General features: G+C 71.9%; 23 protein-coding genes. 14 read left to right on the top strand and 9 right to left on the bottom strand.

Annotated features, from left to right (window positions below; translation table 11 throughout):
• The first annotated feature begins 60 nt into the window (after positions 1 to 60).
• Entirely contained in the window at positions 61 to 861 is an 801-nt protein-coding gene (locus ACWD35_RS20400; protein WP_451352678.1) for a putative protein N(5)-glutamine methyltransferase, read from the top strand.
• Positions 862 to 873: 12 nt separating this feature from the next.
• Here ACWD35_RS20400 and ACWD35_RS20405 read toward each other — a convergent pair whose 3' ends face one another.
• Positions 874 to 2,955, bottom strand: a complete 2,082-nt coding sequence (locus tag ACWD35_RS20405) for a SpoIIE family protein phosphatase (protein WP_451352679.1) — start codon at positions 2,953 to 2,955, stop codon at positions 874 to 876.
• A gap of 314 nt (positions 2,956 to 3,269) precedes the next feature.
• Here ACWD35_RS20405 and ACWD35_RS20410 point away from each other — a divergent pair, with 314 nt between their 5' ends.
• Together ACWD35_RS20410 and ACWD35_RS20415 are read left to right on the top strand one after the other, a co-directional pair.
• The gene (locus tag ACWD35_RS20410) at positions 3,270 to 4,163 is read left to right on the top strand and encodes a hypothetical protein (protein WP_451352680.1); all 894 of its coding nucleotides are present in this window, start codon (positions 3,270 to 3,272) and stop codon (positions 4,161 to 4,163) included.
• A 131-nt stretch (positions 4,164 to 4,294) separates the two neighbouring features.
• The gene (locus ACWD35_RS20415; protein WP_451352681.1) at positions 4,295 to 4,669 is read left to right on the top strand and encodes a hypothetical protein; all 375 of its coding nucleotides are present in this window, start codon (positions 4,295 to 4,297) and stop codon (positions 4,667 to 4,669) included.
• A 10-nt stretch (positions 4,670 to 4,679) separates the two neighbouring features.
• Here the strand turns inward: ACWD35_RS20415 and ACWD35_RS20420 are convergent, their stop codons facing one another.
• Entirely contained in the window at positions 4,680 to 5,093 is a 414-nt protein-coding gene (locus ACWD35_RS20420; protein WP_451352682.1) for a tautomerase family protein, read from the bottom strand.
• Between the two features lie 159 nt (positions 5,094 to 5,252).
• Here ACWD35_RS20420 and ACWD35_RS20425 point away from each other — a divergent pair, with 159 nt between their 5' ends.
• Positions 5,253 to 7,268, top strand: a complete 2,016-nt coding sequence (locus tag ACWD35_RS20425) for an FAD-dependent oxidoreductase (protein ID WP_451352683.1) — start codon at positions 5,253 to 5,255, stop codon at positions 7,266 to 7,268.
• A 31-nt stretch (positions 7,269 to 7,299) separates the two neighbouring features.
• Complete coding sequence (locus tag ACWD35_RS20430; protein WP_451352684.1) at positions 7,300 to 7,842, top strand: PadR family transcriptional regulator; 543 nt, start codon at positions 7,300 to 7,302, stop codon at positions 7,840 to 7,842.
• Positions 7,843 to 7,903: 61 nt separating this feature from the next.
• Here ACWD35_RS20430 and ACWD35_RS20435 read toward each other — a convergent pair whose 3' ends face one another.
• The 5 genes from ACWD35_RS20435 to dhaK form a co-directional block, all read right to left on the bottom strand.
• Positions 7,904 to 8,446: a hypothetical protein gene (locus ACWD35_RS20435; RefSeq protein ID WP_451352685.1), complete on the bottom strand. Its 543-nt coding sequence runs from the start codon at positions 8,444 to 8,446 to the stop codon at positions 7,904 to 7,906.
• A gap of 225 nt (positions 8,447 to 8,671) precedes the next feature.
• Positions 8,672 to 9,700 carry a fibronectin type III domain-containing protein gene (locus ACWD35_RS20440; RefSeq protein WP_451352686.1) on the bottom strand — a complete coding sequence of 343 codons (1,029 nt, stop codon included), beginning with the start codon at positions 9,698 to 9,700 and terminating at the stop codon, positions 8,672 to 8,674.
• A 314-nt stretch (positions 9,701 to 10,014) separates the two neighbouring features.
• A complete protein-coding gene (locus ACWD35_RS20445; RefSeq protein ID WP_451352687.1) occupies positions 10,015 to 10,425 on the bottom strand; it encodes a PTS-dependent dihydroxyacetone kinase phosphotransferase subunit DhaM in 411 nt (136 codons plus the stop codon).
• 2 nt (positions 10,426 to 10,427) lie between these two features.
• Positions 10,428 to 11,027: a dihydroxyacetone kinase subunit DhaL gene (dhaL, locus tag ACWD35_RS20450; protein WP_451352688.1), complete on the bottom strand. Its 600-nt coding sequence runs from the start codon at positions 11,025 to 11,027 to the stop codon at positions 10,428 to 10,430.
• Positions 11,028 to 11,127: 100 nt separating this feature from the next.
• Positions 11,128 to 12,120 carry a dihydroxyacetone kinase subunit DhaK gene (gene dhaK, locus ACWD35_RS20455; protein ID WP_451352689.1) on the bottom strand — a complete coding sequence of 331 codons (993 nt, stop codon included), beginning with the start codon at positions 12,118 to 12,120 and terminating at the stop codon, positions 11,128 to 11,130.
• 101 nt (positions 12,121 to 12,221) lie between these two features.
• Here dhaK and ACWD35_RS20460 point away from each other — a divergent pair, with 101 nt between their 5' ends.
• Positions 12,222 to 12,677 carry an RpiB/LacA/LacB family sugar-phosphate isomerase gene (locus ACWD35_RS20460; protein ID WP_451352690.1) on the top strand — a complete coding sequence of 152 codons (456 nt, stop codon included), beginning with the start codon at positions 12,222 to 12,224 and terminating at the stop codon, positions 12,675 to 12,677.
• A gap of 277 nt (positions 12,678 to 12,954) precedes the next feature.
• On the opposite strand, the gene ACWD35_RS20465 is transcribed toward ACWD35_RS20460, so the two are convergent.
• The gene (locus ACWD35_RS20465) at positions 12,955 to 13,320 is read right to left on the bottom strand and encodes a DUF6479 family protein (protein WP_451352691.1); all 366 of its coding nucleotides are present in this window, start codon (positions 13,318 to 13,320) and stop codon (positions 12,955 to 12,957) included.
• Between the two features lie 152 nt (positions 13,321 to 13,472).
• On the opposite strand from ACWD35_RS20465, the gene ACWD35_RS20470 reads away from it, so the two are divergent.
• From ACWD35_RS20470 to ACWD35_RS20505, 8 genes are all read left to right on the top strand, one after another.
• Positions 13,473 to 13,847: a ferredoxin gene (locus tag ACWD35_RS20470; protein ID WP_451352692.1), complete on the top strand. Its 375-nt coding sequence runs from the start codon at positions 13,473 to 13,475 to the stop codon at positions 13,845 to 13,847.
• 117 nt (positions 13,848 to 13,964) lie between these two features.
• The gene (locus tag ACWD35_RS20475; RefSeq protein ID WP_451352693.1) at positions 13,965 to 15,179 is read left to right on the top strand and encodes an acyl-CoA dehydrogenase family protein; all 1,215 of its coding nucleotides are present in this window, start codon (positions 13,965 to 13,967) and stop codon (positions 15,177 to 15,179) included.
• Between the two features lie 9 nt (positions 15,180 to 15,188).
• A complete protein-coding gene (locus tag ACWD35_RS20480; protein ID WP_451352694.1) occupies positions 15,189 to 16,031 on the top strand; it encodes an oxygenase MpaB family protein in 843 nt (280 codons plus the stop codon).
• A gap of 71 nt (positions 16,032 to 16,102) precedes the next feature.
• A complete protein-coding gene (locus ACWD35_RS20485; RefSeq protein ID WP_451352695.1) occupies positions 16,103 to 17,677 on the top strand; it encodes a phytoene desaturase family protein in 1,575 nt (524 codons plus the stop codon).
• Between the two features lie 100 nt (positions 17,678 to 17,777).
• Positions 17,778 to 18,905, top strand: a complete 1,128-nt coding sequence (locus tag ACWD35_RS20490) for a nitronate monooxygenase (RefSeq protein ID WP_451352696.1) — start codon at positions 17,778 to 17,780, stop codon at positions 18,903 to 18,905.
• A complete protein-coding gene (locus ACWD35_RS20495; protein ID WP_451352697.1) occupies positions 18,902 to 20,476 on the top strand; it encodes an acyl-CoA synthetase in 1,575 nt (524 codons plus the stop codon). Before ACWD35_RS20490 ends, ACWD35_RS20495 begins: the two co-directional genes overlap by 4 nt.
• Positions 20,477 to 20,541: 65 nt before the next feature.
• Positions 20,542 to 22,074 (top strand): acyl-CoA synthetase, encoded by a 1,533-nt coding sequence (locus ACWD35_RS20500; RefSeq protein WP_451352698.1) that lies wholly within the window; start codon positions 20,542 to 20,544, stop codon positions 22,072 to 22,074.
• Between the two features lie 98 nt (positions 22,075 to 22,172).
• On the top strand, positions 22,173 to 22,661 hold the full coding sequence (locus tag ACWD35_RS20505) for a VOC family protein (RefSeq protein ID WP_451352699.1): 489 nt from the start codon (positions 22,173 to 22,175) through the stop codon (positions 22,659 to 22,661).
• On the opposite strand, the gene paaK is transcribed toward ACWD35_RS20505, so the two are convergent.
• The gene (gene paaK, locus ACWD35_RS20510) at positions 22,658 to 23,953 is read right to left on the bottom strand and encodes a phenylacetate--CoA ligase PaaK (protein WP_451352700.1); all 1,296 of its coding nucleotides are present in this window, start codon (positions 23,951 to 23,953) and stop codon (positions 22,658 to 22,660) included. The genes ACWD35_RS20505 and paaK overlap by 4 nt on opposite strands.
• Positions 23,954 to 24,100 lie beyond the last annotated feature (147 nt).

The raw sequence follows: 24,100 nt of genomic DNA on the forward strand, positions 1-24,100 counted from the left end.
GGCACCGGTGACCGCGAGAGCGCCCTTCGGCTCCAGGTTTCCGAAAGGCTCTCGGTGTTCATGCCCTCTCTTCCCTTCCCGCCCCCGCTCTCCTCTTCCGTCGTCGTCTCCACGCTGCGCGCCGCCGGGTGCGTCTTCGCCGAGGACGAGGCGGAGTTGATCCTCGCCACCGCTCGCGGCCCGCGGGAGCTCGCCGCGATGGTGGACCGGCGCGTCGCCGGAGTCCCGCTCGAACACGTCCTCGGCTGGGCCGAGTTCCACGGACTGCGCATCACCGTGGAGCCGGGCGTCTTCGTCCCCCGCCGCCGTACCGAGTTCCTGGTCGACCAGGCCCTGGCCCAGGCCCCGGACGCGCGGGTCGTCGTCGACCTGTGCTGCGGCTCGGGCGCGCTCGGTGCCGCGCTCGCCACCGCCCTGGGCGATGCCGAGGTGCACGCCGCCGACATCGACCCGGCCGCCGTACGCTGTGCCCGCCACAACCTCGCTCCCTACGGCGGCACGGCCCACGCGGGCGACCTGTTCGACGCGCTGCCCGCCGGCCTGCGGGGCAGGGTCGGCATCCTGACGGCCAATGTGCCCTACGTGCCCAGCGCGGAGGTGGCGCTCCTGCCGGCCGAGGCCCGCGACCACGAGCCGCTGACCGCCCTCGACGGCGGCGTGGACGGCCTCGATGTCCTGCGCCGGGTGGCCGCCGGGGCCCCCGAGTGGCTGGCGCCGGGCGGCTGCCTGCTGACCGAGACCAGCGAACGCCAGGCGCGGTCCGCCGTGGAGGCGTTCACCGAAGCAGGTCTGACGACCCGTGTGGCGGTGGCGGAGGAGGCGTACGCGCATGTGGTGATCGGCGTACGGGAGCAGCCGTAACGAAGGTGCCGCTTACGGCAGTTCCTGCGCCCGGGCGATGAGCAGGGCCACGTCGTCGTGGTTGTCGGGGTGGTGCAGTGTCCGCAGGAGCAGGTCGCAGACCTCCTCCAGGGGGCGTGAGGGGTCGTCGAGCAGGGACAGCATGAAGTCCAGGCGCTCGTCCAGGGAGTGGCAGCGGGTCTCCACCAACCCGTCGGTGTAGAAGACGAGTTCGTCGCCGGGTTCGAAGTCGACGGTGATGGTGGAGAACTCGACCCCGCCCACGCCCAGGGGCACCCCGGTGGGCAGGTCCAGCAGTTCCGGCGGCCGGCCGGGGCGGACCCGGGCGGGCGGCAGGTGGCCGGCGTTGGCGATCCGGCACTGGCGCAGATGCGGGTCGTGGACGGCGTACACACAGGTCGCGATGGAGTGGTCCAGGGCCGAGGTGGTCTTGTCCAGGTGCTCCAGCAGCAGTGCCGGGTCGAGGCCGAGGGCGGCCAGCGTGGTGGTCGCGGTGCGCAGCCGGCCCATCGTGGCCGCCGCGCTGATGCCGCTGCCCATCACGTCACCCACCACCAGCGCCGTCCTGCCGCCCTCCAGCGGGATGACGTCGAACCAGTCGCCGCCGACCTCGCTGGTCGCGCCGGCCGGCTGGTAGCGCGAGGCCACCTCCAGGCCCGTCGTCACCGGCGGATGGCTGGGCAGCAGGCTGCGCTGGAGGGTGAGCGCGGTGTTGCGGGCGTTCTGGTACCAGCGCGCGTTGTCGATCTGCACGGCCGCGCGCGAGGCCAGTTCCCGGGCCAGCAGCACGTCGTCCTCGTCGAACGGCGCCGGGTTGCGGGTGCGCTTGAGATCGAGGGCGCCCAGCACCTCGCCGCGGGCGATGAGCGGCACCGCCAGATACGAGTGCAGGCCCGCCCGGCCGAGCAGGACGGCAGCCTCGGGGGAGCGGGCGATGCGCGGCAGGTCCTCGTCCTTCACCTGGGGCACCAGCACCGGGTCACCGGTGCGGACGCACTCGGTGACCAGCCGGTCGGGCTCGTACCGGGCGATCCCGCCCGGCGGGTCGGCGGCCCGTACGGCGTCCGTGCCGTCCTCCGCGCGCACCGCCAGGGCGCGGATCACCGCGGCCTCCGACGGGCCGAGCATGCTGGGCCGGCCCTCCGCCACCGCGTCCAGCAGATCCACGGCCGCCACGTCGGCCAGCTCCGGTACGGCGACCTCGGCCAGCTCGAAGGCGGTGCGCTCCAGCTCCAGCGTCGTACCGATCCGGGCGGAGGCGTCGGCGATGACCGCGAGCCGGCGCCGCGCCGCCTCGGCCTCCACGGAGGCCCGGTGCTGCTCGGTGATGTCGGACACCGAGACCGCCACACCGAGCACGTTGTTCATGGCGTCTTCCAGCCGGTACAGCGACAGCGACCACACGTGGTCCTCGTCGGGGTCGGCGGGGGTGCGGCCGACGAGCCGGTCGTCGATCAGCGGCGCACCGGTCTCCAGCACCCGCCGGGCCGCGCCCTCCAGGACGTCCGCGTCCAGCTGCGGCAGCACCTCGCGCAGCCTGCGCCCCACCTGCTCGGCGGCGGGGATTCCGTTGATCTTCTCCAGGGCAGGGTTGACGGAGACGAACCGCAACTCGATGTCGAGGACGGCGAGTCCGATCGGTGACTGACTCACCATTCGCTCGGACAGCGCCACGTCCTGCTCCAGGCGCCGTACGGTCGACTGGTCGGCGGCGAGCCCGAGCGCGTACACGTCGCCCCGGTCGTCCAGCAGGCGCATGTTGCGGAACTCGACCAGACGGGTGCTGCCGTCCTTGTGCCGGACCGGGAAGCCGCCGGCCCAGCTCTGCCCGGTGCGCATCACGTCGGCGAAGAGCCTGCCGATCAGTTCTCTGTGCTGCTCGTGCACCACCAGCCGGGCGGCGTACTGCCCGAGCGCCTCCTGCGCGGTGTATCCGAACAGTTCGTCCGCCTGGGGGCTCCACAGCACGATCCGGCCGTCGGTGTCGAGGACCACCGAGGCCACGCCCAGCACGTCGAGCAGGCCGCCCGGCCGCACCGGACCGCGCACGGGCTCGCCGCCGTCCGCTGCCGCCGGGACCTCGGCTGCACTCATGCCACGCACCGCCTTCGCCCGTCCGCACGGCACGTCGTCCCCCGTGCCGACTCCCCTTGTTCCAGCGCGCTCACATCCGACTCTCCGTCGCCGTATCCCTCCACCATCTCGCACCACGGCGGCAGGCGTGCGCCGGAGTCACCGCGCCGGGGGCGTGCGCGGTGCGCTGGACTCCTGCCCAGACCGTACAGCGCGGGGCCCAGGGCCGTGAGAGTTCGGACCCATGTTTGCTGCATTGGTCTGTACATGACTACTCGGGCGGGCCAGACTGTCCGCCGACCGAGTGCCCCCACCCCCCGTCCGAGGAGTCGGCCATGCCCGCGTCCGTGCCCGCAACCGCCAGACATCGTTGTCGCGCAGTCCTGACGGGACTCGTCACGCTCGCCACCGCCGTCGTCGTGTCCCTCGCCGCACCGGCACCCGCCTCCGCGGCCGACACCTGGACCGAGACCGGCTCCGACCGGGCCGACCCGCTGACCGAGAGCCAGGGCCTGACCTCGGTGGAGGTCCCGGCGGGCAGCCCCAACCACTACACCGGCATCGCAACCATTCCCCTCAGCGTCTCCATGCGCGGCTGGAATCACGTCGGCGACCCCGATGCCTCGTACAACGGCTACTACATCGAGCCCTACCAGCGGGACTCCGGCAACTCGAAGATGTTCCGGGTGCAGTCACCGGGCGGCACCTGGTCGGAGTACGTCCACACGCTCAGCGCCGGCGAGGCCCTCAACAACTCCTGGGACGCGATCTCCCCGGACGGCCAGTGGATGCTGTCGGGCGAGTGGGGCACGATGAGCCGCCTGCTGGTTTTCCCGACCCCCGGCGTGAACGCGAGCACCTCGCCCTCGGCGAACCTCCCGCAGGCCGCCACGGTCCGCCTCGACCACCCGGTCCGTGACGTCCAGGGCTGCGACTTCTCCGGCCCGACGACCCTGCTGTGCTCCTCCGACGACCCGGACGGCAGCCTCTTCGGCCTCACCAAGCCGCTGCTCCAGATCGACCTGTCGGCCGCCCCGAACGGCTCCGCGGACGTCTCCGGCCACGTCACGGCCCTGCGCCGGCTGCCGCTGCGCAGCGGTTGCTCGGGAACCTTCGAGGCGGAGGGGATCGACTACGACCGCCGTACCGGCATCCTGCGCGTGATCGTCGTGTCACCGGGGTTCTGCGTGCTCACGGACAGCAAGACCTACAAGTTCACCCGGGGCTGACACGTTCTTCTGCGGCTGACCCGACGGGGCCCGCAGCGGTAGTGCTCACCGGCCGGTGGTGCTTTGCTGGGGGTGGACGCGGTGGGGCGGCATGCTCGTGCCGCCGCAGCGGGCCACGAAAGGAGCGATCAATGACGAACACGGAGCGGTCGCACCCGGAAACCGTCTCGGTGGAGATCAGCGGATGCTCCAAGGAGGACGCCCGCATCGTCTTCGACGTGCTCGGCCTGTGCTTCGCCTCCGACCGCGGGCCGGACGAGGTGCCGCAGCAGATCCACGAGACCCGTCCGATGGTGTGGCTCGGCACGTACGACGTGGCGCAGGCCCGCGGGAAGAGCTGCCCGCCGGTCCACCTCGGCCACTCCGTCGTGGCGGACGTCCAGGGCGGGTACTGGGCCGTGGACCGCTTCCGCCACACCCTGGACTCCATGTTCACCGTGTACGAGACCTGCACGGCCTCCGGCGACCAGGAGAGGGACCTCCACCTCCGCCTGGAAAGCCGCTGACAGAAGCCCGCTACGACAACGCCCCGGCCGATTCCCCGTCGGCCGGGGCGTACTGCGCCAGCCCGTGGCCGAAGGACCAGTCGGCGGACTCGTTCTCGGTGACGGTGACGAACACGTTGCGCGGCTCGGTACCCGCGTACTCCTGGGCAAGCTCCGCGATCCGCCGGTACAGGGCGCGCTTCTGCTCCGCACTGCGCCCGGAGCGCATGGTGATCGCGACGAACACCAGGCCGTCGTCGCGGCGCACGCCGAGGTAGTCGTCGTAGCGCAGCGTGCCGGTCACGCCGTCGTGGCCGGTCAGCACCTGGAACCGGTCGTCGGGCGGGACGCCGATCGTCTCCACCAGAGCGTCCTGGACGGCCCGGCCGAGCGCCTCCAGGCGGTCGCGGTCGGTGCCGAGGGTGTCGATGCGGACGAAGGGCATGTCGGGCTTCCTCTCCGAGCGGGCGTCGGTCGGCCTGAGTGTACATACTAGTAGGTACAGAGTGATGGGCCTCACCTCGGCGTGTTTATGCAACTAGTTGCACAATGGCTCGCGCTTCCTCTACAACAAGAGGCGACGACACTGCGCACGGAGGGCCGGATGAGCCGATACCCGCACCTGATGACCCCGCTCGACCTGGGCTTCACCACACTGCCCAACCGCGTGCTCATGGGCTCCATGCACGTGGGCCTGGAGGAGGCCGAGCGCGGCTTCGAGCGCATGGCGGCGTTCTACGCGGCCCGCGCGCGCGGCGGAGTGGGCCTCATCGTCACCGGCGGCATCGCGCCCAACGACGAGGGCCGGCCGTGGGAGGGCGGCGCCAAGCTCACCACCGAGGCGGAGGCCGAGCACCACAAGGTCGTCACCGAGGCCGTGCACCGCGAGGGCGGCCGGATCGCGATGCAGATCCTGCACTTCGGCCGGTACGCCTACCACAAGGACCTCGTCGCACCGAGCGCCCTGCAGGCCCCGATCAGCCCCTTCGTGCCGCACGAGATGACCGACGCCGACATCGAGCGGACCATCGACGACTACGCGCGCGCCGCCCGCCTCGCCCGGCAGGCCGGCTACGACGGCGTCGAGATCATGGGCTCCGAGGGCTACCTGATCAACGAGTTCATCGCCGCGCAGACCAACCACCGCGAGGACCGCTGGGGCGGCTCGTACGAGAACCGGATGCGCTTCCCCGTCGAGATCGTCAAGCGCGTGCGCGAGGCCGTCGGCGAGGACTTCATCATCATCTACCGGCTGTCCATGCTGGACCTGGTGCCGGGCGGCTCCTCGCTGGAGGAGGTCGTCACCCTCGCCAAGGCGATCGAGGCCGCCGGGGCGACGATCATCAACACCGGCATCGGCTGGCACGAGGCCCGCATCCCCACCATCGCCACCTCCGTGCCGCGCGGCGCCTACGCCTGGGTCACCAAGAAGCTCATGGGCGAGGTGTCCGTGCCGCTGGTGACCACCAACCGCATCAACACCCCGGAACTCGCCGAGGAGTTGCTGGCCGACGGCTTCGCCGACATGGTCTCGATGGCCCGCCCGATGCTCGCCGACCCCGACTTCGTCGCCAAGGCCGCCGCCGGGACGCCCGAAGCCATCAACACCTGCATCGGCTGCAACCAGGCCTGCCTCGACCACACGTTCAACCTCCAGATCACCTCCTGCCTGGTCAACCCGCGCGCCTGCCACGAGACCGAGCTGGTGCTCTCGCCGACCCGGCGGCGCTTGAGCGTCGCCGTCGTGGGCGCCGGTCCGGCCGGACTCGCCTGCGCCGTCAGCGCGGCCGAACGCGGCCACCAGGTCACGCTGTTCGACGCCGCGAGCGAGGTCGGCGGCCAGCTCAACGTCGCCCGCAAGGTCCCCGGCAAGCAGGAGTTCGACGAGACCCTGCGCTACTTCCGTCACCAGCTCGACGCCCACGGCGTGGACGTACGCCTCGACACCTGGGTGAGCGCGGCCGACCTGGACGGCTTCGACGAGGTCGTCGTCGCCACCGGCGTCACCCCGCGCACCCCGGACATCCCCGGCGTCGACCACCCCCGCGTCCTCGGCTACCTCGAGGTACTGCAGGGCGGCGCCCCCGTGGGCGACCGCGTCGCCATCCTCGGCGCCGGCGGCATCGGCTTCGACGTCGCCGAGTTCCTCACGGACGGCGGCGACAAGGCGAACGAGGACCCTCAGACGTACTTCCGGCACTGGGGCGTCGACATGGACTACGCGGCACCGGGCGGCCTCGCCGCACCGCGCCGGCCCGCCCCGCCGCGCACCGTCCACCTGCTCCAGCGCAAGACCAGCAAGGTCGGCGCCGGACTCGGCAAGACCACCGGCTGGATCCACCGCGCCGAGCTGAAGCACCGCGGCGTCACGATGGTCCCGGGCGTGCGCTACGACCGGATCGACGACGCCGGCCTGCACATCACCGTCGGCGACGAGAGCACGGTCCTGGAAGTCGACACCGTCGTCCTCTGCACCGGCCAGGAGCCGCGCCGCGGCCTGTACGAGGAGCTGGTCGCCGCCGGGCGCAGCGCGCACCTGATCGGCGGCGCCGACGTCGCGGCCGAGCTGGACGCCAAGCGGGCCATCAAGCAGGGCACGGAGGTGGCGGCGGCGCTGTAGGGCGCGCACCGCGCCTCCTTAGGATGAGCCCATGTCCCTGCCGCACGCCATCCTCATCGCCCTGCTGGAGAAGCCGTCGTCGGGGCTGGAACTGACCCGCCGGTTCGACAAGTCGATCGGGTACTTCTGGTCCGCGACGCACCAGCAGATCTATCGCGAGCTGGGAAAACTGGAGGCAGAGGGCTACATCCGCACACTGCCGGCCGAGCAGCCGGCCCGCGGGCAGAAGAAGAGCTACGAGGTCCTGCCCGCGGGCCGCGCCGAACTGGCCCGCTGGACGGCCGCCTCCCAGGACCCCAAGCCGCTGCGGGACACGCTCCTGCTGCGGCTGCGCGCCGCCGCCGTGGTCGGCACGGCGGGCATGGAGGCCGACCTGCGCCGCCATCTGGAGCTGCACCGGCGGCAGTTGGCCGAGTACCAGGACATCGAGAAGCGCGACTTCCCGCCGGACAGGGACGCCCCGCAGGACCGGCTGCGCCATCTGGTCCTGCGGGCGGGCATCGACCTGGAGACCTTCTGGACGCAGTGGCTCACCCACGCCCTGGAGGAGCTGGACGGGCTCCCGGACGCCTGAAATCCTGACCCGGCGCGGTGGCTTCGGAGCCGGCGCGGGAGTCCACAGCCGGTACGGCTGTTCAGAGCCGGTACGGCTTCGAGCGGCGGCGCAGGTACCAGCCCGCAGCGATGACGCCCGTGCCCACCAGCGCCGCGCCCACCCCCAGGGTGAGCGTGCCGTAGTCCCGGGCGGCGCCGCCCAGTCCGCCCATCACGCCCCGGGAGGGGGCCGCCGTCGACGTCGTCGACGAGGTGGTCGGGGTCGTGCCGGACGAGACGTTGACCGACTGGGTGCCCGCCGTACTGCCGCTGGAGCAGATCACCACGACGGTGTACGTCCCCGGGCTCACCCCCGACCAGGCCGCGGACTGGCTGATGGTCGTGCCCGACAGGCTCACCTGCCGGCCCTGCGAGAAGTTCGCCTGACGGCTGGTCAGCAGGGCGGCGGTGCCCCAGCTGCCGTTGATCTGGGAGCACGCGCTGGTGACCACCGAGACCGTGGACCCGGTGGTGCTCACGGAGATGCCCGAGGCCGCGGCGGACGGCCCGGCGAGCCCGGCCGGGAGCGCGACGGCAGCCGCGAGGGCCAGGCCGGAGCTGAGAAGGAGTCGTCTAGTGCGCATTGACTGGCCTCCGGCGGCACGGGTGGCGGTACGTCCCATGCGCCGCCGGGGGTCGGGGAAGTGTCCGTGCTGCCTCACCCGCAGCCAACGCGGCCTGCAAGGGCTCCGCACGTGGACCGCACCCGGCCAGGTGACGGATTCCTTCGTCCGGCGCAAGCCGACACGCCGTGGGCGCGCGGACCGGCCCGGTCGGCTCAGTCGGCTGGATCAGCCGGATCGGCCCGATCAGCCGGTTGAGCCGGGTCGGCCGGGTCGGCCGGGTCGGCCGCGCGTGGTCACCGTCCGCTCCGCGGAGTACCCGCCCCAGGTGCCGTCGGGCAGCCGCGCCCGCATCCGCACCCGGTGCTCCGCCCCGGCATCCCGGCCGGCGTAGAAGCTGTACGTCGCCCGGCCGTGCGGCGGTGTGCCGCCCCACACCAGGGAGGTGGTCGTGCTTCCGTCGAGCAGGATCTGGTATTCGGTGATCACCCCGTCCGTGCGCGGCGGATCCCAGGCCAGGTCGATGTAGTACGCCCCGCCCGCCTCGTGGGTCGTGGCCGTGAAGCCGCCGGGCGCGGTGTCGCTGTCCCGCCCGTCGTCGGTGCCCGGCGTGGCGATCCGGACCGGGGCGCTCGCCGGGGAGAGGTTGTCGGCCGCGTCCCGGGCCCGCACGGTGAACACGTACCGGGTGCCGGGGCGCAGCCCGGTGACCGCGGTCGCCGTCCGGTTCCCGCCCACGCTGTGGATCTTCACCCCGCCCTGGTAGACGTCGTACGACACCACCGCCCGGTCGTCCCGGGACGCGGTCCAGGACAGCTGGACCACCCGGCTGCCCACGGCCCGACCCGACAGTTCCGACGGGCGTGTCGGGGCGGTGCGGTCCGCCGCCGTCAGGGCGGGGGTCCGCGCCCGCACCGCCTGGCTGGGCGGGCCGAGACGCCCGTCGGTGTCCCGGGCCCGGACGGTGAAGGCATACATGGTGGACGGCCTGAGCCTGGTGACGTCCACCATGTGCTGGGCGCCCGGTACTTCCTCCACTTTCGTGGCGTCGCGATAGACCTCGTAGGAATGGATGCCCGGCGCGTCCGGCACGGCGTTCCACATCACGTGCACGCTCGTGGCGCTGCCCGCCGCGGCGGTGACCCCGGTCGGGGCGCCGGGCGCGCGGCCCTCGTCGCCGTCGGCCGCCCGGCTCGAGCCGCAGGACGCGATCAGCAGCAGGGTCAGCAGCAGGGCCGCGGAGGACAGCGCCGGCGGAAGGGGAACGCGTCGCACGGCTCTGCCCCCCGGGAACGGCAGTACGGGAAAGGTCCGGACCAATATGGCCCGGCCGGGTCGGTCGCAGCAAGAGGGCCGCGGTTGGTGACCACCCCTGGGGGTTACGTATGCTGAGGGTCGCTACGGCTGAACTGCCCGAGAAGGAAAGGGAGTTCATGCCTCAGGCGCGGACACGCTGTCGTCGCCGAACCCGCGCCGACGCGGGCGGCCGGGGGGCCTATGCCGGCATCGGCCCGGGTCCCCGGCCCCTGTCGTCCTCGCGAGCCGCGGCCTGCGCCGCCCCCGTCATACCGATCGGTCGCACCTTTCGGTCACACCTTTCGATAGTCGTACGCCTCCTTGGCCGCCGCCTCCACCGCGTCCAGGTCGGCGCCCGCCGACGCCGTGACCACCGCGGCCACCGCGCCCTCGACGAACGGCGCGTCCACCAGCCGCGTACCGTCGGGGAGTTCGCCGCCCTCGGCGAGCAGCGCCTTCACCGTGAGGACCGCGCTGCCGAGGTCGGTGAGCACCGCGACCCCTGCGCCCCGGTCGACCGAGGCCGCCGCCGCGCAGATCAGCTCCGCGCTGGTACCCAGCTCGCCGCCCTCCGTGCCGCCCGCCGGGGCGACGGGCACGGCCGTGGCCCCGCCGGCGAGGCCCTTGGCCAGCTCGGCGACGGACGCGGCAACGTCCGCGCTGTGCGACACCAGCACGATCCCGACCAGCTTCTCCTCGCTCACGATCAACCCTCCGCAGCCTCGGCCAGCGCGGCGATCAGCAGCGCCGACGACGTCGCCCCCGGATCCTGGTGGCCGATGCTGCGCTCACCGAGATAACTCGCCCGGCCCTTGCGGGCCTGGAGCGGAATGGTGGCCACCGCCCCCTCCTCCGCCGCGGCCCGCGCGGCGGCGAAGCCCTCGCCGAGCGCGTCCACCGCCGGCACCAGGGCGTCGATCATGGTCTTGTCGCCGGGCGCCGCGCCGCCGAGCGCCATCACCCCGTCGACCCCGGCCCGCAGCGCCTCGGCCAGCTGCTCCTCGCCGACCTCGGCGGCATCGCCGAGCGCCTTGCCGGTCTTGCGCAGCAGCGTGCCGTACAGCGGCCCGGACGCACCGCCCACCGTCGAGATCAACTGGCGTCCGGCCAGCACCAGGACGGCACCCGGAGTCTGCGGCTCCTCCTTCTCCAGCGCGGTCCGCACGGCCGTGAACCCGCGCTTCAGATTGGTGCCGTGGTCGGCGTCCCCGATGGGCGAGTCGAGGGCGGTGAGCCGTTCCGCCTCGCGGTCGACGGAGGCGGCGGTCGCCGTCATCCAGCGGCGGAAGAAATCGGCGTCGAGCACTGGAACTCCTTGCGTGGTAGGGATGTCGACCGGCGCGACAGGGGTGTTGACCTGCTTGGCAGAGACGTCGACGGCTTCGGCCGCCGGGGTCACGGCCGCCTCACATCCCCCAGCGCAGCGCCGGGGTCCTCACCGGGGCGTCCCACAACCGCAGCAGCTCCTCGTCCACCTGGCACAGGGTGACCGAGGCACCCGCCATGTCCAGGGAGGTGACGTAGTTGCCGACGAGCGTGCGGGCCACGGTGACCCCGCGCTCGCGGAGCACCCGCTGCACCTCGGCGTTGAACCCGTACAGCTCCAGCAGCGGGGTGGCGCCCATGCCGTTGACCAGGACGAGCACGGGGTTGCGCGGGGGCAGGTCCTCCACGACGGCGTTCACCGCGAAGTCGGCGATCTCTCCGGAGGTCATCATCGGCCGCCGCTCCCGGCCCGGCTCGCCGTGGATGCCGATGCCCAACTCCAGTTCGCCGCCGGGCAGATCGAAGGTGGGACTGCCCTTCGCCGGCGTCGTGGAGGCGCTGAGCGCGACACCGAAGCTCCGGGAGTTCTCGTTCACCTGACGGCCGATCGACTCCACCCGCTCCAGCGGCTGTCCCTCGGCCGCGGCGGCGCCGGCGATCTTCTCCACGAACAGGGTCGCGCCGGTGCCGCGCCGGCCCGCCGTGTAGAGACTGTCGGTCACGGCCACGTCGTCGTTCACCAGCACCTTGGCGACCTGGATGCCCTCGTCCTCGGCGAGTTCGGCCGCCATGCCGAAGTTCAGCACGTCACCCGTGTAGTTCTTCACGATGAACAGCACCCCGGCCCCGCTGTCGACGGCCGCCGCCGCCCGCGCCATCTGGTCCGGCACCGGCGAGGTGAACACCTCGCCCGGGCAGGCCGCGGACAGCATGCCCGGGCCGACGAACCCGCCGTGCAGGGGCTCATGGCCCGACCCTCCGCCCGATACGAGCGCGACCTGCCCGGCCACGGGAGCGTCCCGGCGTACGATCACCCGGTTCTCCACGTCCACGGTCAGCTCCGGATGCGCGGCTGCCATTCCCCGCAGCGCGTCCGCCACCACGGTCTCCGGGACGTTGATCAGCATCTTCATCGGTTTCTCCTCAGACGCCTGGCAGGTGGGCCTTCGACCTCGGCCACCAGTATCGGGCTTGGGGCAGCGAAGGTCATGTGTGCAACCGCTAGGCTCCAGACATGCGGATCTCCGTCTCCTCCGACATGGATGAACCCGTGGCGCGCCTGCTCGTGGCGGAGCTGCGGCGGCGCGGCCACGAGGTGCGCGAGCACGGCGCGCTGCGGCCCGGGGCCGACCCCCAGTGGGCGGCCTGCTCGGAGGCCGCGGCCCGGGACGTGGCCGACGGCGCGGCCGACCAGGCGGTCGTGTGCTGCTGGACCGGCACGGGCGCCGCCATCGCCGCGAACAAGGTCCCGGGCGTACGGGCGGCGCTGTGCGCCGACGCCTACACGGCGAACGGCGCGCGCCGCTGGAACGACGCCAACGTCCTCGCACTGAGCCTGCGGCTCACCTCCGAGCCGGTCCTGAAGGAGATCCTCGACGCCTGGTTCGCGGGCGAGCCGAGCGAGGACGCCGTGGACCGCGAGAACGTGGCCCGCGTCGGCCGCCTGGACGCCGCCCGGAAGCTCTCCTAGGTCCTGTCGTCGAATTCCCGTCGTCCGCCCGAAGGGCGGGCCCCGCGGCGTTTGGCGCGTGCGATCGCAAGGCGCCGGAGCGTCCGCGTGGCGGAGTCACGTGGGCGCTTCGGCAACGCGGCGAGCGTGCGTGCCAGGCGTCGCGAGGCAGGCGGGAATCTGACGACAGGGCCTAGGGCGGGTCGGGGGCGGCCGGCGCGGGCCGGTGGCGTGTTCGGTGGGACTGCTGTCGTGTTCGGTGGGGGAGCAGGGCAGTAGGGCGTGGGTTCGCGTGGGTTCAGTGGGCGCCGAGTCCGCCGCCGCCGAACGAGCCGCTCGACCCCTTGCTCCAGCGCAGGCGCTCCTTCCTGGCGCTCGGCTTGGAGTCGATGTTGCCCACCTCGTAAGGGGTGAGCGGGCGACCGCCCTTGGGGATCTCGGGAACCTCCAGGGACTCCCTGTTCTCCCGGACCTCGCGCACCGGGCCCTCGGGCGGCAGGTGCGGCTGCTCCTCGGGCTTCGGCCGGGGAGACTCGCGGTACTTCATGCGGGAGTTCATCCAGAACCCGCCGGCAAGGAACGCCAGCAGGGCCACGGCCACCACGAAGAGCCCGAGACTCATCAGGCCGCTGGTCGCGGCCATCTGCATCGTTGCGGTACTCATAGGACTCATAGGACAGGAATACCCCACCCGGAACGGGACGAACCGGACACTTTGGGTAACCGGTCGTCCACGTACGGCGACCCGGCCCCGGTCGACGGCGCCCCCGCGCGACACGGGTGTTTACGCCGCCCCGCCCCGGCTACCCGCCCGGTGTGACCCGGCCGGCATCACAGGAGCAGCTCTACCGTTTCCTGGAGGACCGTTTCGCCTGCGCCCAGGCGTGCACCGAGTGCGCCAGGGCCTGTGCGGTGCGCGCGGGCCTCCTCGACCCGGACGGTACCGAGCGTCAGGAGCGCGTCCGCCGCCTGGGCGTCATGTGCGCCGAGGTGTGCGACGCGACCTGCCGCCTCCTCGGCGAGCAGGACTGGCAGGACGAGGAGGCGATCCGGGTCCGGCTGGACTGGTGCCGCTCGGTCTGCCTCGAATGCGCACGCGCTTTCGACGGCCGGCGCGACTCCGAGTCGGCCGCGAGGGCGTGCCGGGCCTGCGCCGATGCCTGCACGGACTTCCTGGCGACCCTTGGCTGACCTGGAGGGCTCGGACCGAGTCCGGGCCAATTGCCACCTGGCACGCCATTCCCAATTTCTGTAACACGTTCTACGGTGTGCGCCGTCAGGACCGCCCTTGGGGAGCCTGGAGGCGCCGTGCATCTCGACCACACGCCCGAGCAGCAGCGGCTGCGCACCGAACTGCGCGCCTACTTCGCGGACCTGGTGCCGGACCACGCCTACGCCCGGTACGCCGACCCGGCCGCACAGAAGCGGTTCTACCGCGACATCGTCCGCCGCCTCGGCATGGACGGCTGGCTCGGCGTGGGCTGGCCGAAGGAGTACGGGGGGCGCGGGCTGACCGCGATGGAGCAGTTCATCTTCTTCGACGAGGCCGCCCAGGCCGGCGTACCGCTGCCGCTGATGGCGCTCAACACGGTCGGGCCGACGATCATGCAGTTCGGCACCGACGAGCAGAAGGCGTACTTCCTGCCGAAGATCCTCTCCGGCGAGATCGACTTCGCCATCGGCTACAGCGAGCCCGACGCGGGCACCGACCTGGCCTCCCTGAAGACCCGCGCCGTACGGGAGGATGGGGGCACCTCCCGCTCGAGCGAAGCCGAGAGTGGGGGAGAGTACGTCGTCAACGGGCAGAAGATCTGGACCACCAACGGTGACACCGCGGACTGGGTCTGGCTGGCCACGCGCACCGACCCGGAGGCCCCGCCGCACAAGGGCATCACCATGCTGCTGGTGCCGACCTCCGACCCCGGCTACTCCTGCACCGTCATCAACACCCTTGCCTCGCACGACACCACGGCCAGCTACTACGAGAACATCCGCGTCCCCGTCTCCCGCCGCGTCGGCGAGGAGAACCAGGGCTGGCGGCTGATCACCAACCAGCTCAACCACGAACGCGTCACCCTCGCCGCACACGGCACCATGGCCATCCGCGCCCTGCACGACGTCCAGCGCTGGGCGATGGAGACCAAACTCGCCGACGGCCGCCGGGTGATCGACCTGCCGTGGGTACGCCGCCGCCTCGCGCAGACCCACACCCGGCTCGACGCGATGAAGCTGCTCAACTGGCAGATGGTGAGCGCCGTACAGGAAGGCACCCTGACCCCGCAGGACGCCTCGGCCGTCAAGGTCTACGGCTCCGAGGCCCGCCGGGACGCCTACGCCTGGCTGATGGAGGCCGTCGCCGCCGCGGGCCCGCTGAAGGAGGGCTCGGCCGGCGCCGTCCTCCACGGCGAGTTGGAGCGCGGCTACCGCTCGGCGGTCATCTTCACCTTCGGCGGCGGCAACAACGAGATCCAGCGCGAGATCATCGCCTGGATCGGACTGGGAATGCCGAGGGTGCGGCGTTAGCCTGCGGGCATGGGCGACCCTGGGCTCTTCACTCCGAAATCAGTGACCTGGCACCTGCACGCCGACCCCATGATGTGGGTCGCCGGCATCCGCGCGCTCTACCTCCAGGCCCTGCATCCACGCGCGGTGCGCGGAGTCATGCAGAACTCCGACTTCCGGCGCGACGCCTGGGGCAGGCTCATGCGCACGGCCGGCTTCGTGGCCACGACGACGTACGGCACGACGGAGGCCGCCGAACGGATCGGGGCCCGGGTCCGGAAGATCCACACCAAGCTGTCGGCGACGGATCCGGACACCGGCGAGCGGTACGGCGTCGACGAACCCGCCCTGCTGCTGTGGGTGCACTGCGCGGAGATCGACTCCTATCTGCACGTCGTGCGCCGCTCCGGCTTCCCGGTCGACGACGCCCTGGCCGACCGGTACATAGCCGAACACCGCGTCAGCGCAAGGCTGGTGGGCCTCGACCCGGACGCCGTACCGGCCAACCAGGCTGAAATGAACGCCTACTTCGAAAAGGTGCGGCCGGAACTCGCCGCGGGCGACGAGGCCCGCGTGGTGGACGACTTCCTGCTCCGCCCGCCGACACACCCCCTTCTCGTGCCGGCCCGCGAGGTCCTGTGGCGGCACGTGGCCCACTTGGCGTACTCCTCCCTGCCGCCGTACGCCCATGAGCTGTACGGCAGGCCGGCCCCCGCACCCGAGGTCGTCACCCGCCGGCTGCGCGCAACGGGCGCCCTGTTTCGCGCCTTCCCCCCCAAGCTGCGCTGGCAGCTGCCGCCCAAACACATCCTGACCGCGATGGCGAGGCTCGGGCCGGGGGCGCGTCCGGCACCGCACAAAGTCGGGCGATAGGCCGCCACGCCGGGCGAGCAGGCCCAGGCCTGCCTCTGGCCGCCGTGGATCTTCCCGTGTTACGAAGAACCATGTCTGCCACGTCTGCCACCGAGGGAACCCGCACGTACGACGCCGTCATCGTCGGGGGCGGCCACAACGGCCTGGTCGCCGCCGCCTACCTGGCCCGGGCCGGCCGCTCCGTGCTGGTGCTGGAACGCCTGGACCACACCGGCGGCGCCGCCGTCTCCACCCGCCCGTTCGCGGGCGTCGACGCCCGCCTCTCGCGCTACTCCTACCTGGTCAGCCTGCTGCCGTCGAAGATCGTGCGCGACCTCGGGCTGGACTTCCGCGTCCGGGCCCGCACCATCTCCTCGTACACCCCCGTGGAACGCGACGGACGGGCCACCGGACTGCTCGTCGGCGGCGGCGAGGAGCGCACCCGCCAGGCCTTCGCCCGGCTCACCGGCGGCGAGCGCGAGTACGCGGCCTGGCAGCGCTTCTACGACATGACCGGCCGCCTCGCCCAGCGCGTGTTCCCGACGCTCACCGAACCCTTGCCCAGCCGTGACGAGCTGCGCCGCCGCATCGACGACGAGAGCGCCTGGCGGGCCCTGTTCGAGGAGCCGATCGGCGTCGCCGTCGAGGAGAACTTCACCGACGACCTCGTCCGGGGCGTGGTCCTCACCGACGCCCTCATCGGCACCTTCGCCGACGCGCACGACGCCTCCCTGGCCCAGAACCGCTGCTTCCTCTACCACGTCATCGGCGGCGGCACCGGCGCCTGGGACGTGCCCGTCGGCGGCATGGGCGCCCTCACCGACGCACTGGCCGGCGCCGCGCGCACGGCGGGCGCGGTCATCGAGACCGGGCACGAGGCGGTCCGCATCGACACCGACGGACAGACCGCCGAGGTCGTCTACCGCACGCCCGACGGCGAGGGCGTCGCGGCGGCCCGGCACGTCCTGGTCAACGCCTCCCCGGAGGAACTGGCCGTCCTGACGGGCGATGCGGCACCCGAGGCCGCCGAGGGTGCCCAGCTCAAGGTCAACATGCTGCTCAAGCGGCTACCGAAGCTGCGCGACCCCTCCGTCGACCCCCGCGAGGCCTTCGCCGGCACCTTCCACATCGCCGAGGGCTACCGGCAGCTGGCCACCGCCCACGCCCAGGCCGCCGCCGGTGAACTCCCGGCCGCGCCGCCCTCGGAGATCTACTGCCACTCCCTGACCGACCCCACCATCCTCGGCCCCGAACTCGTCGAGCGCGGCTACCAGACACTCACCCTGTTCGGCCTGCACACCCCGGCGCGGCTCTTCGCCCGGGACAACGACGGCGTGCGCGAGGAACTGCTGAAGTCCACCCTCGCCCAGCTCGACGCCCACCTCGCCGAACCCCTCGCCGACTGCCTCGCCACCGATGCCGACGGGCGCCCCTGCATCGAGGCGAAGACCCCGCTCGACCTCGAACGCGACCTGCGGCTGCCCGGCGGCAACATCTTCCACCGCGCCCTTTCCTGGCCGTACGCCCAGGAGGGAAGCGGGCGTTGGGGCGTGGAGACCCGGCACGCGAACGTCCTGCTGTGCGGGGCGGGCGCGGCGCGCGGGGGCGGGGTGAGCGGGGTGCCGGGGCACAACGCGGCGATGGCGGTGCTGGAGGCGACGTCGTGACGCGATGAGGTGGAAATGCTGGGGCGAGCGATCTGACGGCACGTCAGAAAAACCCCTCCGTTGACTTCCTTCGGCATGGCGGCTGCGGCATCCTGCGCCCATGCAGACGGAGCTGAGCAAGCAACTGGGAGTCGAGTACGCCGTCTTCGGCTTCACGCCGTTCCCCGCCGTCGCCGCGGCCATCAGCCGGGCCGGCGGTCTCGGAGTGCTCGGCGCGGTCCGCTACACCGCCCCCGACGACCTCAAACGCGACCTCGACTGGATCGAGGCGCACGTCGGGGGCCGGCCCTACGGGCTGGACGTCGTCATGCCCGCGAAGAAGGCCGAGGCCCCGGAGAACCGGACACTGACCGAGGCCGACGTCGAGGCCATGATCCCCGAGGGACACCGGCAGTTCGTGCGGGACACCCTCGCCAAGTACGGCGTGCCCGAACTCGCCGAGGGCGAGGCCTCCGGGTGGCGGATCACCGGCTGGATGGAGCAGGTCGCCCGCAGCCAGCTCGACGTCGCCTTCGACTATCCGATCAAGCTGCTGGCCAATGCCCTCGGCTCCCCGCCCGCCGACGTCGTCGCCCGCGCCCACGACCGGGGGATCCTGGTCGCCGCGCTCGCCGGCAGCGCCCGGCACGCCCGCAAGCACCAGGAGGCGGGCATCGACATCGTCGTGGCCCAGGGGTACGAGGCCGGCGGCCACACCGGGGAGATCGCCTCCATGGTGCTGACCCCGGAGGTGGTCGAGGCCGTCGACCCGCTGCCGGTGTTGGCCGCAGGGGGCATCGGCAGCGGACAGCAGGTGGCGGCTGCCCTCACACTCGGTGCCCAAGGTGTGTGGATGGGCTCCATATGGCTGACCACCACAGAAGCGGACCTCCACTCGCCCGCCCTCACCCGCAAGCTGCTCGCCGCCGGTTCCGGCGACACCGTCCGGTCCCGCGCCCTGACCGGAAAACCCGCCCGTCAGCTCCGCACCGAGTGGACCGACGCCTGGGGCGACCAGGCGGGGCCCGGCACACTGCCGATGCCCCTGCAGGGCCTGCTGGTCGCCGAGGCGGTCTCCCGTATCCAGAAGTACGAGGTCGAACCGCTGCTCGGCACGCCCGTCGGCCAGATCGTCGGCCGGATGACCAGCGAACGCAGCGTCCAGGGCGTCTTCGACGACCTCACCCGCGGCTTCGAGCGGGCCGTGGACCGGCTCAACCGCATCGCCGGAAGGAGCGGCCAGGCATGAACGAATCCATGAGCGCGCCCGTCAGCACACCTCCCACCGGCTTCTGGGCCCAGGCCCGCCAGGACCCCGGGCGCACGGTCCTGATCGCCCCCGACGGCGAGCCGTGGACCGCCGGACGCCTGCACGCAGCCGCCAACCGGCTCGTGCACGGGCTGCGCGCGGCCGGACTGCGGCGCGGTGACGCCTTGGCCGTCGTCCTGCCCAACGGCGTCGAGTTCTTCACCGCCTACCTCGCCGCCACCCAGGCCGGGTTCTACCTGGTTCCGGTCAACCACCACCTGGTCGGCCCCGAGATCGCCTGGATCGTCGCCGACTCCGGGGCCAAGGTGCTCATCGCGCACGAGCGGTTCGCCGGGGCCGCGCGTGACGCCGCCGACGAAGCGCGCCTCCCGGCCACCCACCGCTACGCGGTCGGAGCGGCCGAGGGCTTCCGGCCGTACGCAGAACTCCTCGACGGACAGCCGGAGTCGGCGCCCGCCGACCGCACGCTCGGCTGGGTCATGAACTACACCTCCGGTACGACGGGACGCCCGCGCGGCATCCGCCGCCCGCTGTCCGGAAAGCCCCCCGAGGAGGCCTACCTCGGCGGCTTCCTCGGCATCTTCGGCATCAGGCCGTTCGACGGCAACGTCCACCTGGTCTGCTCGCCGCTCTACCACACGGCCGTCCTCCAGTTCGCGGGCGCGTCCCTGCACATCGGCCACCGCCTGGTGCTGATGGACAAGTGGACCCCGCAGGAGATGCTCCGCCTCATCCACACCCACCAGTGCACCCACACCCATATGGTCCCCACCCAGTTCCACCGGCTGCTGGCGCTGCCGGACGAGGTGCGGGCCCGCTACGACGTGACGTCCATGCGGCACGCCATCCACGGCGCCGCCCCCTGCCCGGACCATGTGAAGCGGGCCATGATCGACTGGTGGGGGAGCTGCGTGGAGGAGTACTACGCGGCCAGCGAGGGCGGCGGTGCCTTCGCCACCGCCCAGGACTGGCTGAAGAAGCCCGGCACCGTCGGCAAGGCCTGGCCCATCAGCGAACTCGCCGTCTTCGACGACGACGGCAACCGGGTTCCGCCCGGCCAACTCGGCACCGTCTACATGAAGATGAGCACCGGCGGCTTCTCGTACCACAAGGACGAGACCAAGACGCGCAAGAACCGCATCGGCGACTTCTTCACCGTCGGCGACCTCGGCTACCTGGACGAGGACGGCTATCTCTTCCTCCGCGACCGCAAGATCGACATGATCATCTCCGGCGGGGTCAACATCTACCCCGCCGAGATCGAGTCCGTGCTGCTCGCTCACCCCGCCGTCGCGGACGCCGCCGCCTTCGGCGTCCCGCACGACGACTGGGGGGAGGAGGTCAAGGCCGTCGTGGAACCGGCCCCCGGCCACCAGCCCGGCCCCGACCTCGCCGCCGCGCTCCTCGGCCACTGCGCCGAGCGGCTCGCCGGCTACAAGCGGCCCAGAAGCGTCGACTTCGTCACCGAGCTGCCCCGCGACCCCAACGGCAAGCTGTACAAGCGGCGGCTGCGCGATCCCTACTGGGAGGGACGCACCCGGCAGGTGTGAGTCGCCCGCATTCTCCCCGGCACAGTCCTTGACCTGCCCGTCCGGCGGCCCGAGGATCGGCAGTCATGACGCACGGACCGCAGGAACCGCAGGAACCGCAGGCACCGCCGGGACGAGGCAGCACGGTCGACGGGGTGCTGCGGCGCAGCGCCCGCCGCACCCCGGCGCGCATCGCGCTGGAGTACGGCGAGCGGACGTGGACGTACGAGGAACTCGACGGAGCCGTCTCCCGCGCCGCCGCGCTGCTGCTCGCCCAGGGCCTCGCACCGGGCGACCGGGTCGGCGCGTACGGCCACAACTCCGACGCCTATCTCATCGGCTTCCTCGCCTGCGCCCGCGCCGGCCTGGTCCATGTGCCGGTCAACCAGAACCTCACCGGCGAGGACCTGGCGTACCTGGTCCGCCAGTCGGGCAGCACGCTGGTGCTCGCCGACCCGGATCTGGCGGGACGACTGCCCGACGGCGTACGGGTGTTGCCGCTCCGCGACACCGAGGACTCGCTGCTGTCCAGGCTGGCGGACACCCCGCCGTACGACGGACCCGAACCGCGCACCGAGGATCTGGTGCAGCTGCTGTACACCTCCGGCACCACCGCCCTGCCCAAGGGCGCGATGATGACCCACCGGGCCCTGGTGCACGAGTACTTGAGCGCGATCACTGCCCTGGACCTGAGCGCGGGCGACCGGCCCGCGCACGCGCTGCCGCTGTACCACTCGGCGCAGATGCACGTGTTCCTGCTGCCCTACCTCGCTGTCGGCGCGACGAACATCATCCTCGACGCGCCCGACGGGGACCGGCTGTTCGACCTGGTCGAAGCGGGGCGTGTGGACAGCCTGTTCGCGCCGCCCACGGTGTGGATCGGCCTGGCGAACCGGCCCGACTTCGCCACCCGGAACCTCGACGGCCTGCGCAAGGCGTACTACGGCGCGTCCATCATGCCGGTCCCCGTGCTGCGACGGCTGCGCGACCGGCTGCCCGGCCTGGCCTTCTACAACTGCTTCGGGCAGAGCGAGATCGGCCCCCTGGCCACGGTGCTGGGACCCGACGAGCACGAGGGCCGGCTGGACTCGTGCGGCCGGACCGTGCTGTTCGTGGACGCGCGTGTGGTGGACGACAAGGGGGAGGACGTGCCCGACGACACGCCCGGTGAAATCGTCTACCGCTCACCGCAGTTGTGCGAGGGCTACTGGGACAAGCCCGAGGAGACCGCGGCAGCCTTCCGTGACGGCTGGTTCCACTCCGGTGACCTCGCGGTGCGCGACCCGGAGGGCTACTTCACCATCGTCGACCGGGTGAAGGACGTCATCAACTCCGGTGGCGTGCTGGTCGCTTCACGCCAGGTCGAGGACGCCCTCTACACCCACGAAGCCGTCGCCGAGGCCGCCGTGATCGGCCTGCCCGACGAACGCTGGATCGAGGCCGTCACCGCGGTCGTCGTCCCGCGCGGCGATGTCACGGAGGCCCAACTCGTCTCCCACGTGCGGGAGAAGCTCCCTGCGTTCAAGGCGCCCAAGAAGGTGCTCTTCGTGGAGGAACTGCCGCGCAACGCGAGCGGCAAGATCCTCAAACGGGAGCTGCGGGACCGGTTCAGCGGCTGAACCCTGCGGGGCGCCTGCCGGGCAGCGGTTGACCTCAAGTTCGGTCGAGCTTCTACGTTCGTGGTCATCGGTAACAGCCCGACCAAGGAGGCAGTTTCATGACCACGCACACGCCTGCGACCACGCCCACGGCCACCGCCCCTGACACCTACCGCAACGCCGTGATCGCCCATGCGATGGTCGACGGCGCCGCCGCCGCGATCGACTTCTACACCGAGGCGTTCGGTGCCGTGGAACTCTTCCGCCTCGCGGGCCCGGACGGACGCATCGTGCACGCCGAGGTCAGCGTCCAGGGCTCCACCATCATGCTGGGCGATGCCGAGGGGCCGGTCTTCAGTGCACCGACCGCCCTCGGCGGCACTACGGTGGGACTGCACGCCTACGTCGCCGACGTCGACGCGTTGGCGAGGCAGGCCGTCGCGGCCGGCGCGGAACTGCTCCAGCCCCCGGCCGACCAGTTCCACGGCGACCGCACGACGATTCTGCGCGACCCCTTCGGGCACGTCTGGGTCTTCCTCACGCACATCGAGGACCTGACACCGGACGAGATCGCCCGCCGGGCCCGGGAACTCTTCCACCGACCCTAACGCGGCCGGAGATCGACGATCCGGCGGATCTTGCCCACCGACCGCTCCAGCGACTCCGGCTCCACGATCTCCACGTCCACGGACACGCCGATGCCGTCCTTCACGGCGGCGACGATGGAGCGGGCGGCTGCCTCCCGGGTCTCCGGGGTGGCTCCTTGGCGGGCCTCGGCGCGGACGGTGAGTGCGTCCAGGCGGCCCTCCCGGGTGAGGCGGAGCTGGAAGTGCGGTGCCACGCCCGGGGTGCGCAGCACGATCTCCTCGATCTGGGTCGGGAAGAGGTTGACCCCGCGCAGGATCACCATGTCGTCGCTGCGGCCGGTGATCTTCTCCATCCGCCGGAACACCCGGGCCGTGCCGGGCAGCAGCCGGGTCAGGTCCCGGGTCCGGTACCGGATGACCGGCATGGCCTCCTTGGTGAGCGAGGTGAACACCAGCTCGCCCTGCTCACCGTCCGGCAGCACCTCGCCGGTGATCGGATCCACCACCTCCGGATAGAAGTGGTCCTCCCACACATGGAGGCCGTCCTTGGTCTCCACACATTCCTGGGCCACACCCGGGCCGATCACCTCGGACAGCCCGTAGATGTCCACGGCGTCGATCGCGAACCGTTCCTCGATCTCGCGCCGCATCTGCTCTGTCCACGGCTCCGCCCCGAATACGCCCACCCGCAGCGAGGTGCCGCGCGGGTCCACGCCCTGCCGTTCGAACTCGTCCAGCAGGGTGAGCATGTAGGAGGGGGTGACCATGATGATGTCCGGTTCCAGGTCCCGGATCAGCTGGACCTGGCGGGCCGTCATGCCGCCGGACGCGGGGATGACCGTACAGCCCAGGCGTTCGGCGCCATAGTGGGCGCCCAGGCCGCCCGTGAACAGTCCATAGCCGTACGCCACATGCACCGTGTCACCGGGCCGGCCGCCCGCCGCCCGGATCGAACGCGCCACCATGTCGGCCCACACGGAAAGGTCGTTGTCCGTGTAGCCGACCACCGTCGGGAGTCCCGTGGTGCCGCTCGACGCATGGATACGGCGGACCTGATCGCGGGGCACGGCGAACATCCCGTACGGGTAGTTCTCGCGCAGGTCGGCCTTGGTGGTGAAGGGGAAGCGGGCCAGGTCGGCGAGGGAACGGCAGTCCTCCGGGTGGACCCCGGCCTTGGTGAAGGAGTCGCGGTAGAAGGGCACGTGGTCGTAGGCGTGCCGCAGCGAGGCGCGCAGCCGCTCCAGCTGAAGCGCCCGCAGCTCCTCCGGTCCGAGCCGTTCGCCCGCGTCGAGCAGGTCCGTCGCATCCGCCATCGGGACGTCTCCCTCACCAGCCGCACATTCCGGACGACCGATCATTCGGTCGCCCTGTTCGGGGCCAGTAATTCAGGCCAATCGGTTCCAGGCAAGAGGTCTGCCGTGAATTTCGGCGTGGACCCCGACCCTGCGTCCGACCTCGCC

It is taken from the genome of Streptomyces sp. NPDC002671 (assembly GCF_053592475.1).